Source organism: Paenibacillus sp. E222 (genome assembly GCF_013401555.1).
Classification (GTDB): domain Bacteria; phylum Bacillota; class Bacilli; order Paenibacillales; family Paenibacillaceae; genus Paenibacillus.
In genome coordinates, this window is sequence record NZ_CP058552.1 from 1,064,965 (window position 1) to 1,082,792 (window position 17,828).

Annotated in this window: 14 protein-coding genes and 1 riboswitch; of the genes, 5 read left to right on the forward strand and 9 right to left on the reverse strand. The window is 48.1% G+C overall.

Translation table 11 applies throughout. The features are described 5' to 3' along the window. Positions 1–76: 76 nt before the first annotated feature. Positions 77–652: a DNA-directed RNA polymerase subunit delta gene (gene rpoE / locus HW560_RS04790; RefSeq protein WP_076292187.1), complete on the reverse strand. Its 576-nt coding sequence runs from the start codon at positions 650–652 to the stop codon at positions 77–79. A 464-nt stretch (positions 653–1,116) separates the two neighbouring features. On the opposite strand from rpoE, the gene HW560_RS04795 reads away from it, so the two are divergent. Then, on the forward strand, positions 1,117–2,271 hold the full coding sequence (locus tag HW560_RS04795; protein ID WP_090905328.1) for a S8 family peptidase: 1,155 nt from the start codon (positions 1,117–1,119) through the stop codon (positions 2,269–2,271). Positions 2,272–2,515: 244 nt separating this feature from the next. Here the strand turns inward: HW560_RS04795 and argS are convergent, their stop codons facing one another. From argS to speE, 7 genes are all read right to left on the reverse strand, one after another. Next, complete coding sequence (gene argS, locus HW560_RS04800; RefSeq protein WP_090905331.1) at positions 2,516–4,195, reverse strand: arginine--tRNA ligase; 1,680 nt, start codon at positions 4,193–4,195, stop codon at positions 2,516–2,518. Next, complete coding sequence (locus HW560_RS04805; RefSeq protein ID WP_063567645.1) at positions 4,192–4,617, reverse strand: YwiB family protein; 426 nt, start codon at positions 4,615–4,617, stop codon at positions 4,192–4,194. The genes argS and HW560_RS04805 overlap by 4 nt, the downstream gene beginning before the upstream one ends. A gap of 265 nt (positions 4,618–4,882) precedes the next feature. Then, positions 4,883–5,176 carry a DUF6171 family protein gene (locus tag HW560_RS04810; RefSeq protein ID WP_090905333.1) on the reverse strand — a complete coding sequence of 98 codons (294 nt, stop codon included), beginning with the start codon at positions 5,174–5,176 and terminating at the stop codon, positions 4,883–4,885. Positions 5,177–5,181: 5 nt separating this feature from the next. Beyond that, positions 5,182–6,663, reverse strand: coding sequence for an alpha-N-arabinofuranosidase (locus tag HW560_RS04815; protein ID WP_090905335.1), 1,482 nt, complete (start codon positions 6,661–6,663; stop codon positions 5,182–5,184). A 216-nt stretch (positions 6,664–6,879) separates the two neighbouring features. Beyond that, positions 6,880–8,067, reverse strand: coding sequence for a WD40/YVTN/BNR-like repeat-containing protein (locus HW560_RS04820; RefSeq protein WP_090905337.1), 1,188 nt, complete (start codon positions 8,065–8,067; stop codon positions 6,880–6,882). A 1,077-nt stretch (positions 8,068–9,144) separates the two neighbouring features. Next, complete coding sequence (speB, locus tag HW560_RS04825) at positions 9,145–10,014, reverse strand: agmatinase (RefSeq protein WP_062329643.1); 870 nt, start codon at positions 10,012–10,014, stop codon at positions 9,145–9,147. 14 nt (positions 10,015–10,028) lie between these two features. After that, the gene (gene speE / locus HW560_RS04830; protein ID WP_179262216.1) at positions 10,029–10,856 is read right to left on the reverse strand and encodes a polyamine aminopropyltransferase; all 828 of its coding nucleotides are present in this window, start codon (positions 10,854–10,856) and stop codon (positions 10,029–10,031) included. 298 nt (positions 10,857–11,154) lie between these two features. On the opposite strand from speE, the gene HW560_RS04835 reads away from it, so the two are divergent. Continuing rightward, positions 11,155–13,233, forward strand: a complete 2,079-nt coding sequence (locus HW560_RS04835; protein WP_090905343.1) for a transglycosylase domain-containing protein — start codon at positions 11,155–11,157, stop codon at positions 13,231–13,233. 144 nt (positions 13,234–13,377) lie between these two features. Here the strand turns inward: HW560_RS04835 and HW560_RS04840 are convergent, their stop codons facing one another. Continuing rightward, positions 13,378–13,881 carry a YwhD family protein gene (locus HW560_RS04840; RefSeq protein ID WP_179262218.1) on the reverse strand — a complete coding sequence of 168 codons (504 nt, stop codon included), beginning with the start codon at positions 13,879–13,881 and terminating at the stop codon, positions 13,378–13,380. Between the two features lie 101 nt (positions 13,882–13,982). Between HW560_RS04840 and HW560_RS04845 the strand changes: the two genes are divergently transcribed. From HW560_RS04845 to HW560_RS04855, 3 genes are all read left to right on the forward strand, one after another. Then, a complete protein-coding gene (locus HW560_RS04845; protein WP_179262220.1) occupies positions 13,983–15,974 on the forward strand; it encodes a M1 family metallopeptidase in 1,992 nt (663 codons plus the stop codon). A 10-nt stretch (positions 15,975–15,984) separates the two neighbouring features. Next, a complete protein-coding gene (locus HW560_RS04850) occupies positions 15,985–16,827 on the forward strand; it encodes a hypothetical protein (RefSeq protein WP_179262223.1) in 843 nt (280 codons plus the stop codon). 251 nt (positions 16,828–17,078) lie between these two features. Then, positions 17,079–17,216: riboswitch (cyclic di-AMP (ydaO/yuaA leader) on the forward strand. Between the two features lie 3 nt (positions 17,217–17,219). Continuing rightward, positions 17,220–17,690: a C40 family peptidase gene (locus HW560_RS04855; RefSeq protein WP_062329631.1), complete on the forward strand. Its 471-nt coding sequence runs from the start codon at positions 17,220–17,222 to the stop codon at positions 17,688–17,690. Positions 17,691–17,828: the final 138 nt, after the last annotated feature.

The following is a 17,828-nucleotide window of genomic DNA, read 5'->3' on the forward strand; positions in this document are numbered from 1 at the left end:
TTACCCGTTACCCCGTCTGCTGTCAAGGCTGACTATGCGGGGAAAACGGGTAAACTATCGAGGTCAAAAATGACTGCTACTTATCGGAATCGTCGTCAAATTCACCCTCGTCTTCGGACTCTTCTTCATCGTCTTCATCGAGGTCTTCCTCTTCCAAATCGTCATCTTCAACCAGAACTTCTTCATCGCCATCTTCTTCGTCAAAGATGTCGTCTTCGTCATCATCATCGTCATCATCATCTTCGTCCTGATCATCGTCAGAATTATCGAAGTCTTCGTCGCTGTTGTAGCTGTCTTCCTCTTCCCCGAAGTCCTCATCTTCCAGATCATCGTCTTCATCGTTGATGATGCGCGGACGCTTCGCACCCGTCATCGTATCTTCCGATCCAGCTACCGGATACCAGCGCTTCAAGCCCCACAGACTTGTACCGACGCAAGCAAAACGGCCATCGATATTAATCTCGGTATATAGCTGGGCGATAAACTCGTTAATTTCTTCATCAGTCATTCCGCGCTGTTTAGCTACCTCATTCATCAAATCACGGTAGTAATACGGCGTATTGGCCGCTTTCAGCACCATAAAGGCGAGGTCCACCAAAGGAATCTCTCTGACCTTTTCTTTATCAATTTTCAAATTGAGCGAGGTACTCACTGACAGACACTTCCTCTCACACAAAATTCACTTTATATCCCTACGAACTGGAACGTTACGTATAACATATCCATTAACAAACCTAAGTAAAACCTATTTAGCCTCAAAAAGCAAGTTTTTATGTATGGATGTCTCATAATTCCAAGAAGCGACTTCAAACGAGCAATGTACAGACCCGTAAGAGACATCTAACTCGGGGACATATCGCCCTTTGTGCAAAAAAAACATCATCATATAAAAAAGACGGAGTCCCCTCCGCCTTCTGACTGTATACCCTTGAAGGATCGCTCCTCACCAGGGTCCCCGCAAGAGCCCTCTAGCCCTCCATCCATCATATGTCCCTGCGCCCGTTTTGACACGAAGAGAACGTGTTTTTTGTAAAAAAAGGGCAGGTTCCCCATGCGGCGGGATCAATGCATTCATAGAATACCTCAGCATGTTCATCCCGAAGGGGGCTGCCCATTATGGACTATACTGGTTTTCTACATCAATTGGTTGAAGGAATGCAACGTCCCGAACCAGAACAGGGGCGGCGGTACCTGATCCGGTTCGCCAAACCGAAGCAATATGAAGCCTGCCTCGTGGAACTGTCGCGGATGAGGAATGAATTTACGGATCTTGGTATGGTACGCTCTTCCCGGCTGGCCCGCTCCATTATCGCCCCGGTGCATGACCCAGAACAGTTATCTCGCTACAGCGATGAGATTACGGTAGAAGAAGATGTACCCATCTCCCTTCATGCCACCGCGCTTCACAGTAAACCGAGCAGTGCTCAGGGCATACCTTGGGGTGTCAAACAGATTCATGCTCCCAAAGTATGGTCCGTATCCACAGGACATCGGATTAAAATCGGCGTGATTGACACAGGTGCCGATTATCAACACCCGGATCTTCGCTATTCGCTGGCACGCGGAATCAATCTGTTAAACCGCAGTCTACTTCCTCATGATGATAACGGTCATGGCACTCATATTGCCGGAACCATTGCCGCAGCCAATAGTATGGCAGGTATGATTGGCGTTGCTCCTCGCTCCCTGATCTATCCGGTGAAGGCATTCGACCATAATGGTTCGGCCTTCGTGTCAGACATTGTGCTTGGCATCGACTGGTGTGTGCGCAATCGGGTCGATATTATCAATATGAGCTTTGGCATGAAAACGCGCAGCAAAGCATTGCTTGATGTTGTGAACCGTGCCTATCAGGCCGGGATTGTCATTGTTGCATCGTCAGGAAATGACGGCAAACGCCGCAGCATTGATTATCCGGCACGTTATCCTCAAACGATATCAGTTGGGGCAACCGACAAAAACCGGCGGATTGCCTCGTTCAGTAACCGAGGTGCTTACGTCGATGTATACGCGCCTGGGGACAAAATTGTCTCCTCCTGGGTGCAAGGCAAGCACCATGAGATGAGTGGCACCTCCATGGCGACATCCCACGTCAGTGGCGCCATAGCGCTCTTGCTTGCGAAGCACCCCGGCCTGTCGCCAGCCGAGATCAAAATGCTCGTGAAGCGCGCGACCGTTCCGCTGCGCCCACGCAAGACCTCCACCGCGAAGAGCAAAATACGCGGTGGCGAGATTGACGCCCTCAAGCTGATGCAGGAGGGCGGAGGGTAACCAGCGCTGCCTGCCGCAGGGAGCCGTTCCGTGAAGCATCACTAAGCGCAGCACTGCTGCGTGATGTGATGCTTCACGGTGGTTGCCCACGGCGGCAGGCAGCGCTGGCTCTGGGTGCCTCGGGGCCGTATGAACTCGGCCGCGGGCACAGCAAAAAGTCTCCATGTCCACGCTGCATTGCAGGCGTGGTGCATGGAGACTTTTTGCCAAAGCCACAGGCGGTTGTGCACCGCCAGGGCTTGAATTACATTTTGTCCGGTGCGGATACGCCCACCAGACGAAGCGCTGTTGCGATGACGGTGCGTACAGCACCGATCAGCGCCAGACGCGCCTGGGTTTGTCCCGCGTCTTCAGTAATGACGCGCTCTGCACGATAGTAACTGTGGAACAGGGATGCCAGTTCATATACATAACGAACAATACGATGCGGCGCATATCCCGTAGCAGCAGTTGCGATTTCTTCAGGCAGTTCACCCATTTTGCGAAGAAGGTCATATTCATGTTCCGTGGTCAGCTTCGAAAGGTCGATCTGTGCCAATGGCAACAGCTCAATGCCTTGTTCTTCTGCCTGACGGTATACGCTGCATACCCGAGCGTGAGCATATTGTACATAGAATACAGGGTTTTCATTGGACGTCGAAATCGCAAGGTCCATGTCGAAGTCCAGATGAGAATCCATGCTGCGCATAGTAAAGAAGTAACGAATGGCATCAATGCCTACTTCGTCCATCAGATCTTCCATCGTTACCGCCTTGCCTGTACGCTTGGACATCTTCACTTTCTCGCCATTCTGGAACAAGCTCACCATTTGTGCAATCAGCACGACCAATTTCTCAGGATCGTTGCCCAGTGCCTGCATGGCCGCTTTCATCCGTGGAATGTAGCCATGGTGGTCTGCTCCCCAGATGTTAATCATCGTGTCGTATCCACGGGCATATTTATCACGGTGATAAGCAATGTCCGGTGTAAGGTACGTGTACGTACCGTCATTTTTGATCAAAACACGCTCTTTATCGTCACCATACTGCATCGTTTTCAACCAAGTTGCTCCGTCTTGCTCATAGATTTCATTACGATCACGCAATTCGTCAAGCACACGCAACACTTCTCCGTTATCATACAGCGAAGTTTCGCTGAACCAGATGTCGAAATTGACGCGGAAGCGATTCAAGTCACGTTTGATCTTGTCCAGTTCTTTCTCCAAACCAAAGTCGCGGAAGTAAGCTGCACGGTCACCTGGATGCATGGACAGCAAAGAATCGCCTTTCTCAGCCACTAGCTCCTTGGCAAACCCTTTGATATCCTCACCGTGATAACCGTCTTCCGGCATCTCTGCGTCTTGGCCCAGTTCCTGCAAATAACGAGCTTCAATGGAACGAGCCAGATTAAATACCTGGTTACCCGCGTCATTAATGTAGTATTCGCGTGTTACATCATATCCCGCATAGTCGAGGATGTTGCAAAGCGCATCACCCACAGCCGCTCCACGCGCATGGCCCAGATGCAGACTGCCTGTCGGATTGGCACTGACAAACTCCATCTCGACCTTGCGCCCTTCACCAACATTGATTCTTCCATAATTCTCACCCTGCTCATGTACAAGCCCCAGCACAGGGTAGAGATAACTCTTGTCCAACTTAAAGTTAATGAATCCCGGTCCGGCAATTTCCGCTTTCTCGATTCCAGCTTCACTCAGGTTGAGATTGGCAATAATCTCTTCTGCGATCTGGCGTGGATTACGCTTGGCAATCTTGGTCAGCTGCATAGCGGCATTGGTTGCCAGATCGCCGTGTGTTTTCTCGCGTGGTACTTCAAGGGTGATGGTCGGCAGATCCTCCTGCGTAACAATGCCAGCAGCAACAATGGCATTGCCGATGGCTGTACTTACCCGTTCGTTAATCGTATCTAATGGATTACGTGTCATGAAATTGGTTCCTCCTGTATATGCAAACTAATCGCGAAATGTCCGGATTCTTCGTCAAAGCGGTAAAAGTCGTAGCTCCACGCTGCGCGTGCGCTCAATCCCTGAATGGAAAGTTCCAGCTCCTGTGTATGCGTGGACAAGGCAAACGACATATACGGCGAACGGTAAAAACCAGGAAGCTTGCGGTTTAACTCAAATGTTTGCTCCGATTCCACCTCGCCGTGACGTATAATCTTGATGGATTGTCCGCCCAGCTTCAATGTTGTTCGGGTAATACCGCCCTCGGGTCCAGCCTGTGGCTCTTCATAACGAACATAGAGCACAGATCCCTTCAACACGGCTTCACCCTGCATTTCCTGCAGTACATCTTCACCTTCATAACGGCTGTGCAGCCGGATCTGAACCGGTCGCATGTTCGACATGAATGTTAACCTCCATTATATTCGAGGCGACGCAAAATCAGGCACGGCCGGTGAGAACAGCCCTTCCTGTATTGTTGTGCCGCTATACGCGCTCATATTCCCGGATAGCTCGCTATCCTACACTCTACTGTATAACTATATCCAGTTCACCCGCTCAATTCAAATCCAAATTCAGAGTTCTTGCCCATCAACGCCAAAAAAAGCAGAGCCACACCTGTAAAGTGCAGCTCTGCCTTGCTTCATTAATAAAGAAATATATTCTGGATCAGGTCCATCGCGGCTCATATGGAAACGGACAGGTCGACTCTACCAGCTTGGCGCGAACCTGTACGAGACACCCACAGTAACGGCAGGTTGTACCGTATTGTAACCCTGGACAGTTATAGCAGGTAGATAAACGCCGCTCATATTCAGCATCCTCGACGGCTGGACGTGAACGTGAGGCAAGCTCCACGAGCCGGGCCATCTTGGCTTCACTAATCTTCACATCATATTGATCGTTACATCCCTTGCATGGTTCCCGTTTCCCAGCGCTTCTACTCTGCACGGATGAATCCATACTGATTATCCCTTTATAGCGACCACACCAACAGAGGCCGGAGGCAGTACAAAACGCAGTTTGTTATTTTCGAGTGTAATACCTTTCCATTCCGCCGGTTGAACCCGATCCGGCTGTTCAAATGTGTTGAATGCACTATAATCGGCATGATGCAGAATTCGTCCCGTTACAGCAGAAGCGTCCGTTGATTCAATCTGACAAACCACTTCAAGCTCATCCGTATGACTAAGGTTACACGCCGTCACATGAATAACGCCATCATTGCTGCGAGAAGCTGACATACTCAGTTGAGGGATGGTCTCTTCCCCGAAAGTGTATCCAGGGCTCTCGTAATTCAGTTCCAACCGCTGCGCGTCCATGTGCACCTGATACATATCAAATACATGATATGTAGGCGTAAGCAGCATCTTCTCTCCTTCTGTCAAAACCAACGCCTGGAGCACATTAACGATCTGGGCCAGATTAGCCATATGCACTCTTTTATTGTGTTGGTTGAAAATATTCAGATTGATCCCAGCAAGTACAGCATCACGCATCGTATTTTGTTGATACAGGAACCCTGGATTCGTACCTGGCTCAACGTTATACCACGTTCCCCACTCATCTACGATAATACCGACTCTGCCCTCAGGATCATATTTGTCCATAATCTCGGAGTGCTTCACAAGTAACTCTTCCATATATAGCGTCTTTTTCAATGTGGTGAACCATTCAGCTTCTCCAAAACCTGTAGCCTGACCTTTATCTGCCCACTCACCTGTTGGAATGGTGTAATAATGCAGGCTGATTCCATCCATAAATCGACCGGCCTCCCGCATTAACACCTCCATCCAGTGATAGTTGTTGTCATTGGGGCCGCAGGCAATTTTATAAATTTCATTCCCGGAATAATTGCGTACATATGTAGCATAACGACGGTACTCATCTGCGTAATATTCCGGACGCATATTACCGCCGCAACCCCAGTTCTCGTTCCCCACTCCAAAGTATTTCAGCTTCCATGGCTCTTCACGGCCGTTGCTCTTCCGCCAGTTCGCCATCGGTGATTCCCCATCAAACGTGATGTATTCCACCCATTCCTGCATCTCCTGCACCGTGCCGCTGCCCAGATTGCCACTGATATATGGCTGCGTATCAAGTAGCTCACATAATCTCAGGAATTCATGCGTGCCAAAATGATTGTTCTCTTCCACCCCGCCCCAGTGCGTATTAATCATCCGGGCGCGTTCACTTTTGGGACCTACGCCATCTTTCCAGTGATACTCATCGGCAAAACAACCGCCAGGCCAGCGAAGTACGGGAATACGCAGTTTTTGCAGCGCAGTAAGCACATCATTTCGAATACCTTCCGTATTGGGAATAGGTGAGTCCTCCCCCACCCAGATGCCTTCATAGATACAGCGTCCCAGATGTTCTGAGAAATGACCATATATATTGCGATTTATTAATCCTTGTTCCGAATCTGCCTTTAGAATAACATCAACCATAATTTCAACCTCCCAAATAGTATTGTTATCGCTTACAATAACGTGTTTCCGAACAGGATTCAACCGTTTTTATTTAAGCAAAAACAAGCCCTTTCCGGCTTTTTTTGTCCGGAAAAGACTTGTTTGTTTGCGCTGGCCTCATCAGGCCAAATAAGTTAAGATTTATACCCTTTTAGATTGAAATCGCCTTGAAATTATTCCATGGCATGACGCCATTTACTCGTTTTCAGCGGGCAATAACATTTTTTGCTTCCATGTTGTTCCACCATCTGTCGTCTCATAAATCGCAGGAGAATTGTCGCTGGTTACGACGAGCCAGCCTGTTTTGGCAGAAGGAAACGAAATGCGGGAGCTATAACCTGGATCTTTCAGGTCGATATTTTTCCACGTGGAACCTGCATCATATGAACGTCCAATCCCCACTTTGCCTGCTGCAGGTGATCCTGCGGAGAGATAGGCCGTCTGATTACCAATCAACGCCATGTTCCCTGGGTGACCCCCTGGGTCTGCGGGGCCTTTTCCATTCCCTGTGCTGCTTGCACCTGGGGCAGGGCCCCCACCTGCTGTGGATTGAGCAAAGACCTGTCTCCACTTCTTGCCCTCATTCCCGCTCGCGTAGAGAGAATATGACTGCTGGGACATTCCTGCGTCGCCATACAGAAGAGCCCATACCTGGTTACCGTTTGCGTATAAGTCTCCACCACTCCAGGTTGTTGATGCCACTTTCAACGATTGCGTCCAGTTCTTGCCGCCATTACTTGTCTGCATGATACGGTAACCCGAACCAGGAACCACTACAATAGCATAACCTTGCTTCTCAGTCGCAAACACAGCTCCGCGTGTATTGGCTGGTGTGGAGATTCGATTCCATGTTGCACCGCCATCCTTCGTCAAATAAGCTCCATTATAGGTGTATCCAAAGCCTTCGTTTTTATTGCGAAAATCAATTCGTTTAAATGGTATGCCCTTCGTATCCATCCGTGTCCAGTGCGCACCACCATCCGTTGAGCGGATGAGATACGTCGTTGGAGAATCCTTCACCTGTGCCAATGCAAATCCATTCACATTATTGGGGAAATCAAGTTGTGTGAACTGCCATTGCCCCGTATAGATGGACTGCCAAGTACAGCCTGAATTCGATGTGCCAATGAGGAATCCCTCACCAGCAGCCCGTCCGGTTGTATTGTTCAGAAAATCGATATCCGTAAATTGCAGTCGTTGGTCTTCCACACCACTGCCTTTTTTCAACGTAGCCGTTAATCCGTGATCTCCACTTCCACATGTGGGGGAGGATGCAGCGTTAGCGCCGGGTAGAGTATGTACCGGTCCCAATCCCCAAGCCAGTGTTACCGATAGTGCAATTGCGCCAATCCGTTTCCATGTCATTCTGCTCTTTGTTGTCATTGTGACACCTCCTTCTATGTTTTTACCCTATTTTGCAGGATTTAACGTAACAATTTGTTTATCGCGCGTGACATTATTGCAATAAAAAAACCACTCATACCCACATTTTGTTATCTCATGGGCACGAGTGGTTCATCATGAATCTCTACTAAGAGCTGATTTAAATGGGATATGCCTTAAAAGCAATGATCACAAAAGTGATACTTAAAACAAGGCAAAGGGCAAAATGCAATTTATTGTATTTAAGTGTCCTGATGCTAAAGGCAGCATATAGCATGGCGAGATTAGCCAGTATTAACGTTAAATTGATGAACATAGTCATTGTTAATATAAGATTGATGGTAAATATAATAAGTACCGCTACGAACCATTTGGGATACATACTCAACTGAGCCCGGATTGCATGCATAACATAACTCCTTTCCTCTATTTCCATATTATACATAAATATTAAGATAGAGTCATCCCAAATGCGTGTTTTCGCTTAACTCATGGGCGGAATTATATATACAACAAATGGTAGAGAGACGGGAACGTACGTGCTATAATCGGTGTTATGGACTTTGAATAACGGTGGATGTTTTCTTGATCACGGCGCAGCTTCCCGAAAGGGGGTGACGTCGATGGTCAATCTTGTGGCGTTGCTTGATGTAATCCGATGGATTGCTGCGATCCTCAGTCTAGTGCTGAGTATCCGTAAGCTTTACCGTTGGTTGCGCAAAAAGTTTCGTAGCAAGCGAAAACCCACCTCATAAGGTTGACAGCCTGACGGTGGGTTTCGCTTGAATCGCAATATTTAATTCATGCACGCCGTGGCAGTTCACAGCCTTTCGGGGTCCTAAGAGTCTTTACCGTTGGTAGCGGTGAAGACTCTTTTTAGTATATGGTCGAACCCGATCACCATATACTTCACGAATGTAATATATCAATTAATATACTACTGATTACTGTTGTTGTCAGTATAACACAGTCCAGAAATGAGGTTCAACAAGTTAAGATCAGGAGACGATCATAAAAAAAGCCCTCTCCTACGCAGACTTCAACCTGACGCAGACAGAGGACGCTGTTTTTTTGCGATTACTTCACGAATCCAAGCAGCATTTCACGGATCATCTTCGCAGCCACAATTTGTGTCTGTTCTGTAGGATCGTAAATCGGCGCCACTTCCACCAGGTCACAACCGACCACATTTACATCTGATCCTGCGATCATGTGGATGGCTTCAAGCAGTTCCTTGGATGTAATGCCGCCCGCTTCTGCTGTTCCTGTACCCGGAGCTGCAGACGGATCAAGCACATCGATATCGATTGTAACATACACAGGACGGTTACCCATTTTCGGAAGAGCTTCCTTCATCGGAGCTGCCACTTCAAACGGATAGAAGTTTATGTTCTCCCGTCCGAATTGGAACTCTTCACGGGAGCCGGAACGAATTCCGAACTGATAAATATTTTTGCCGCCCATCAGTTCAGCTGCTTTACGCACTGGTGTGGAGTGAGACAATGGCTCGCCCTCATAGTTTTCACGAAGGTCGGCATGTGCATCAATATGAATCAGGATAAGGTCCGGATATTTTTTGTACATTTGCTGAATAACAGGCCAAGTGACGAGGTGTTCCCCGCCGAGACCAATCGGGAATTTGCCGTCAGCCAGCAGGCCACCGATATATTCTCCGATGACTTCGAGACTGCGTCCTGCGTTACCGAAAGGCAAAAGCAGATCCCCAGCGTCAAAGTAAGTCATGTCCACAATGCTTTTATCCAGGTAAGGGCTGTACTCTTCAAGTCCAACCGAAGCCTGACGGATATGGGAAGGACCGAAACGGGACCCTGGACGGAAGCTGACGGTGTAATCCATCGGCATACCATAAATGACCGCTTTGGAGTTCTCATAATCCTCTGAACTACAAATAAACACGTTACCTGAATAAGCTTGATCCAATTTCATCTCATTATTCCTCCTTATTTCGTAAGGTCTTCCACGAATTTAGGAAGAACGAACGCCGCTTTGTGCAGACGTGGAGAGTAGTATTTCGTATCCATCTCTGGAATCTGCGTCTCGTCCACCTCAAGCGGATTATGTTTTTTGCTACCCATTGTAAAAGTCCACAGACCACTTGGGTACGTGGGAATATTACAGCCGTACACATGTACGATCGGGAAGATTTCTTTAACGTCTTTGTTTACCTTTTGGATCAGATCCGCTTTGAACCACGGGTTGTCCGTTTGAGCAACGAAGATCCCGTCCTCTTTCAGCGCTTCATAGATGCCTTGATAGAAACCGCGCTCAAACAGCGGAGCAGCCGGACCTACAGGCTCTGTAGAGTCAACGATGATTACATCGTATTCATTTTTATGCTCTATAATATGCATGTAGCCATCGTTCACCAGCACTTCGACGTTAGGCTCGTCCAACTTACCGGCGATTTCGGGCAGATACTTTTTGGAATATTCAATCACTTTTCCGTCGATTTCGACGAGAACTGCTTTTTCTACAGCAGCATGCTTAATGACTTCACGGATAACTCCGCCGTCACCGCCACCAACAACCAGCACCTTTTTCGGATTCGGGTGTGTGTTCAGCGCAGGGTGAGCCGCCATTTCGTGATAAACGAACTCGTCTTTTACCGTCGTCATGACCATGCCGTCAAGCAGCAACATATTGCCGAATTCTTCGGTCTCTACCATAGCCAGATCTTGAAAATCCGTCTTTTCGCTTACATAGGTCTGCTTAATCTTCGCGGTGATTCCGAATTCGGGGGTCTGTTTCTCCGTAAACCACAATTCCATAATCTCTACCTTCTTTCCGTAAAGTTTATATAGATTAAATTGACCAGAGCGTACATAGCGTCTGACTAATCAAAGAATCCAAGCACTGACAATGGGAACTGTTCGACCTTCCTTGCTTATGGTATGTTGTGCCGAACTGTACCTTTTCATTACCCTTTTGCATTATACGCGATTGACGTTTATACTGCAAAACGGTTTTTTTCTGCAAAAAAGCTATATTTTAAACGGTTAAACAGGCGGATTGAATATCCGTGTCACTGAATTCCCATACTGGAAAGAAAAGAAAGGAGCCCGTCCCATGACCCAATCAAGCCAAAAGACCCGCAAACGCGGGTTCCGTATATGGAAAGTCATCAAAAGCCTGACTCTGCTCGTTATTCTCGGCCTAATCGCCATGGCAGCAGCATTGGTCTATCTATACGCCACCAGCCTGCCACTGGCCGACTCCGATCGCAATTCCAGGCTGTTAGACAGCCAGGGCGAAGTCATTGCCACTTTCTCGGCAGGCGGCAAAGACTCGGTACCCGTGCAGTTGGGAGATATCTCACCTGATTTGGTCAACGCTACACTTGCTGTAGAGGACCGCAAGTTCTATGATCATGTCGGCTTCGACATCCGAGGAATGGGACGGGCTGTACTCGTCAACCTGGAACATATGCAGATGTCCCAGGGCGCAAGTACACTGACGCAACAGCTCGCGCGCAACTTGTATTTGTCCCATGAAAAGACATGGACCCGCAAAGCCAAGGAAGCGATGTACACAGCACAATTGGAGATGAAATACAGCAAGGATGAAATTCTGCAGATGTACCTCAATGAAATCTATTATGGTCATGGCGCCTACGGGATCGAAGCAGCCTCACGGATGTATTTTGGCAAATCCGCCAAACAGTTGACGCTTGCCGAAAGTGCCATGCTTGCAGGAATCCCAAAGGGGCCGACCTACTATTCTCCATATAATCATATGAAGAACGCGAAGGATCGTCAGAAGGTTGTATTGAATGCCATGGCTGACATCGGCAAAATTACGCAAGCGGAAGCAGATAAAGCCTATGAGGAAATGCTATCGTTCAAGCCGGAAAGTGAACGCAAAACCGTAGAAAGTGCACCCTATTTCCGCGATTATATCCGGAATCTGGCTATCAAGGAGCTGGGGATCAGCGAAGCGATGCTGGATCATGGAGGATTGAATATATACACCACGCTGGATCTGCGTGTACAAAAAGCGGCGGAAGACGCCGTAGCCAAAGGCATGGACGCCAAAAGCGAGCTCGAAACCGCTCTGGTATCGATCGATCCGCGTACCGGATATATCAAAGCGATGGTGGGAGGCAAAAATTACCGCACCAATCAGATTAACCATGTACTGGCGACTACACGTCAGCCGGGATCTGCTTTTAAACCCATTATGTATCTCGCTGCCCTGGAATCGAAACAGCTCACCAGTGCGTCCATGTTTAAAAGCGAGCCGACCCTGTTTCATTATGACAATGATCGCAAGACCTATAAGCCCGGTAACTTCGGTGATAAGTATTTAGGTGAGATTGATCTGAGACAGGCGATCGCCGCTTCGGACAATATCTACGCGGTAAATACGATTATGCAGATCGGACCTGAACAAGTGGTGAAAATGGCCAAAAATTTAGGGATTACGAGCAACATGAGCCCGGTACCTTCCCTTGCACTCGGCACCTCGCCTGTTAGTCCATTGGAGATGGCTTCAGCATTTTCCGCTATCGCAGCAGGTGGGCAAAGAACACCTCCTGTAGCCATTCTGCAAGTGACGGATGCCGCAGGGCGAGTCATCTATGAAGCACCTCAGACCAAGGCCGAGAGGGTCGTTGAACCCGCTGCTGCTTATGTATTAACACGGTTGATGGAAAGTGTGTTCGAAAATGGAGGTACGGGTAATCGGGTATCTGCAACGATTAAACGGCCTGTCGCCGGCAAAACAGGGACGACCAATACGGATGCTTGGCTAGTCGGCTTCACCCCAGAGCTCTCAACGGCTGTCTGGGTCGGTTATGATCAAGGCAAAGCCATTTCCACATCCGACGGGCGTCGTGCGGCACCTATGTTTGCCCAATTCACGGAACAGGCCCTCGCCAGTGTTCCACCGAAGATTTTTACCGTACCGGATAATGTCGTCAGTGTATATATCGATCCCGAATCCGGTAAACTCGCTGGCAATGGCTGCGCCGAGAAACGGCTGGAAGTTTTTATTGATGGCACGGAACCGACCGAGGTCTGTCGCAGCGCTTCGGACGATTCGGGTTCAGAGAAGGATAAAGACATTCGCGAGGTGCAAAACCAGCAGGGAATACAGGAAGAGAAGCATTCATGGTGGAAGGATTTCAAACGCTGGTGGGTGGAATGACCGAAGTGACGTAAATACGTAATGACGTAATTGCGTCAGTGTCCGTAAAATTTAATTTTAGCATAGAAGCAAAAGCCCCGAACCGATCATCTCGGTCACGGGGCTTTTGCTTCTTCTTTTTTGAACAACTTGAACATTCATGAATTAGGCGAGCGCTTCTTTCAATTCATCTGGAGAAGCGTTCCACCATTCTTCGTTATGCGTAGTCAGCAGCGTCTTGAGTGCCGCGCGATCCTCAGGTCCAAGATCATCGAGCATGAACCGGCGCTTCATGGCATAATCCATGCGATTCACATGATCGGCCAGCAGTTTCCATCCACGACGCGCTTCTGTATCAATCCACATCTCACACGCAGTTGCTCCGCCATAGAACTGTCCCTGTTCATTACGGTCCACAGCTACCCATACCAGCCATACCTGGCGCCCATTGGGTACGTCCTCACGGTTGGTCGAGAACTTGATGTTACGCTCTACCTTGCTCTTGGCATGCATCGCGCCAATATCGATCTTGGCTTCTCCGTTATCAATAATAACTGGAGACAGGTTGTTCAGATCAATGGAACCTGCACCGAAGCCTTTGTGTTTGCTCTTTGCACTAACGATATTCAAGGCAATCTGTTTTTTGCCGCTTTGCTCGTTTTGGTCCATGTTTATAGCCTCCAAGGGTTGATACAAATATTTTAACTAATAATCGCCCCAATGCAAACATATACATGCTGTAGATGCTTGTCAACGGGAGGTATTTAACGATGATTCCACGACGCGCCAAGAGCTGGCTCACCGCAATTATAGCCCTGTGTGTAGTTGCCGGGGGGATATGGCTTGGTCTGGGTTCCACACGCTCCATTCATTCTGACTTGCCTGCGCTCGCCCCGGAATCGGGCAAGCCTACGGCACCCGTCAAAACCCAAACATCTCCGGAAAGTATACAGACACCTACCGCTGAAGTGTTCAGCAACCGCGTAGTGGAATATCACATGGATGTGAAGCTGGTAGACGGGAATGTACTGCGAGGAACTCAGACGATAACCTGGACACATCCAGGTAAGAAAACCGTCAGTGAGCTTTATTTTCACATGTATCCCAATGCCTTCTCTTCTGCTGACACCACTTTTATGCAAGAATCCGGGGGAAAGCTTCGCGGTGATGTCATGCCCACGAACGGTTATGGTTCCATGCAGATCAAAGAAATGAAAACAGAGGACGGGCTTTCTCTCATGCATCGGATGCAGTATGTGCAACCGGATGATGGAAACATGAAAGATACTACTCTCATTAAGGTACGGCTGCCCAAACCCGTTAAAGGCGGTGAAAGCATCACGCTTCACACCCAATTTGAGGTCAAGCTACCGCAAATTTTTGCCCGCATGGGAACGGCAGATCATTTCGTTATGGCTGGTCAGTGGTTCCCTAAACTTAGCGTATATGAGCCAGTAGGCACACGAGGTCGAACGAACGAAGGCTGGAATCTGCATCAGTATCACGGTAATTCAGAGTTTTACGCCGATTTCGGTATCTATAGTGTGCGTATTCGGGTACCGGAAACATACAAAGTAGCTGCTACTGGATTCCCAACCCAGCAAGCGGTTGTGAAGAACGGCGAAAAAATATATCAGTTCTATGCCGATGATGTGCATGATTTTGCCTGGTCAGCCTCTCCTGATTTTGTTTATGCGGAAGAACCCTTCTCTGCTCCCAATGTGCCAGGTGTTCGAATCAAGCTGTATCTCGACCCTGCTCATGAGGATCTGAAGGAACGTTATTTCTACGCCGCCAAAGCGGCGCTATCCAACTATAGCAAGTGGTTTGGCCCTTATCCGTATTCCACATTGTCCATTGTTGTCCCGCCCAAATCGGGGAACGGCGCAGGAGGAATGGAATACCCTACCTTGGTCACCGCCTTCGGTGCGGACGATTCTACACCTGGTTACGATCTGGAACGCACGGTTGTGCATGAGATTGGGCATCAGTATTTTTACGGCATGGTTGCGAGTAATGAATTCGAAGAGGCTTGGCTGGACGAAGGATTCACCTCCTATGCAGAAGACAAAGTGATGGAACAGGAATACGGACTTATCCCGAATCTGCCTGTACAATCAGGTCTCATTACTTCTCCGGCTCCACTGACACAGAACTCCTGGAAGTTTGATTCCCAGAATCAATATGCAGCGAACGTATACACACGAGGCAAGCTTGTTTTACTCGGAATAGAACAACAGGTTGGTGCCAAAACGATGGAGCGTATTCTCTCGACCTATGTAAAGAAATACCGTTTCAAACACCCTACTTCGTCTGATTTTCAAAAGGTCGTGGAGCAAGTGACCCGTACATCCTGGACCGATTATTTTAATCAATATGTATATGGAGATGGCATGGCTGACTTTGCAGTGGAGAAGATCACCATCAATCCTATCCTGAAAGACGGTCAAACGTTGTACGAGTCGTCTGTAACAGTCCAGAAAAAAGGCAGTGAATATAAGAAGGTGCCTGTTCGAATTATGTTCGAAGACGGGAAAACCATGACGAAAGAATGGGATGGCAGCGAGGAGCGCATTACCTACAAACTGACCTATACTTCCCCTGTTTCCTGGGCTATGACTGATCCGCTGTACACCATTGTGCTGGAGAACCATCATATGAACAATTTTCTGAAAGCCGGACTGGATGAGCCAACCAAATCCCGCTGGAGCATGAGTGCAACCAAACTTATAGAAGCCATATTCGGAAGTCTGTCATGGTGAGGTGGATACAGTGAAAGCGAAAATACGTGAAGGCTGGTTTCTCGTCCGTCAGCATATGTTCATTGCAGCACTTTTATTTCTCTATCAATTAGTATGGGGATACTTTCTTTATCGAATGGTTCAGTCAGCTGTGGTCCCGCTGCTCCTGCGTTATCCTGACCCTGATGCAGGGGAACTCAGTACAATTTTATTCAAAATGGAGAGCCAACTCGGCCTGACAACGAATCCGGAGGTCCATCGCTATTTATGGATTTTAGGGGCTATGCTGCTGCTACGGATGCTGATTAGCCCTCTCATTCAGGCAGGGCTGCTCTACTCGCTCCAGCATTATAATCATTCGGAAGAGCGCATTCCATTCATTCGTGGCATCAAAAATTTGTGGAAACCGATGCTGTTGCTTTACACCATTCGTACCCTTTTGCTGCTGCTGCCTGCTTATTGGCTCGCACCAAAGCTCTATTCTATCTTTATGGAAGGTTTTCATTCCCTCCATCTGCTCTTGCCTGGTATTCCCTATGTTGCTGGTTGGATTGTATACGGGTGGGTTATCCATCATATCCTGCTCTACATGCAGTTTGGTATCTCAGCTCCTGATGGGGAAGGCGGAGCGCGTGGTACGTTTCAAGCTCTATGGATTGCACTACGCCAGGTCATCACTCTGATCGGCATCGCTGTCATGCTGGGCGGCCTTCATCTGCTGGTCTTTGGTGCCTTTACTTCAGCTTCATGGTTACTAACGGGTTTAACTGGTCTTATACTACAACAGACGTATCCACTTGCCCGGTGCTTGCTAAGCCTATGGAAAATATGCGCCCATTTCCGGTTATGGCAGTACAATTCGATCAAGGATTAACGTGCACGGTTAAAAATGGTTACCATCTCTATGTAAAGTTGTATTCATCAAAAGCCTTTAAACAAGCAACCTCGACCTTTCCCCGTCAAAGGTCGAGGTTTTTTTTGCTAATTTTGTTGTTAAACGTTGCCAAAGTGATATACCTCTGTTACAATAATCGCAGTGAGTTTTTAGTAACAACTTTGTAATCTTTACCTTCATATTTGTAACTACTTAAAATTTAATCGTCATTTCTTGATTTCGCAGGTGCATAACTAGCATAGCCAAATTCCTAGCACCTGGGAAGCGGGGGAACCAGTTATGGGTGAATTGATCTTGCAACAGAGGGATCATAGGGGACCTTCAACCGAATCCTTAAGCTAACCTCGCAGGCATTGGAAGGGGTATATCTCTTGTTTAAAAAGAAATTAACCGCAGCTGTACTTAGCCTCACATTTGCATTATCGCTTGGAGCAGGCAGCGCATTCGCAGATTCAAAAATGGACCAAGTCATTGATTCAGCAATGGGAACTACATACAAAAGCGGAGGAACAACGCTTAACGGCTTTGACTGCTCTGGGTTCACAAGTTATGTATTCGACAAGCTGGGTATTGATCTGGCTCGCCAATCGAGTTCACAATTCGACATGGGTGATTCGGTATCCCGTATGGAAATGAGACCAGGTGATCTGGTATTCTTCAATACAACGGGTAAAGGGGTCTCGCACGTAGGGATCTTTGTAGGGGATGGAAAGTTTGCACACTCCTCTTCTTCCAAAGGAGTTACCATCAGCGAATTAAGTGAAAGCTACTGGGCTAACCGCTATGTTGGCGCTAAACGCATTATGAGCACGGACGCATATGAGACATTGGCCATCGACTAGGGACAAGCTGAGCAACGTCATGCTGGAACAATAAAACTACTGTAACGAAGCATAATAGAACCGTCTGGTACATTCTCCGCAGGAATGGATCCGGCGGTTTTTTTGTGCTTCGTTTCCTTTAAAGCATTCGGGATAGCG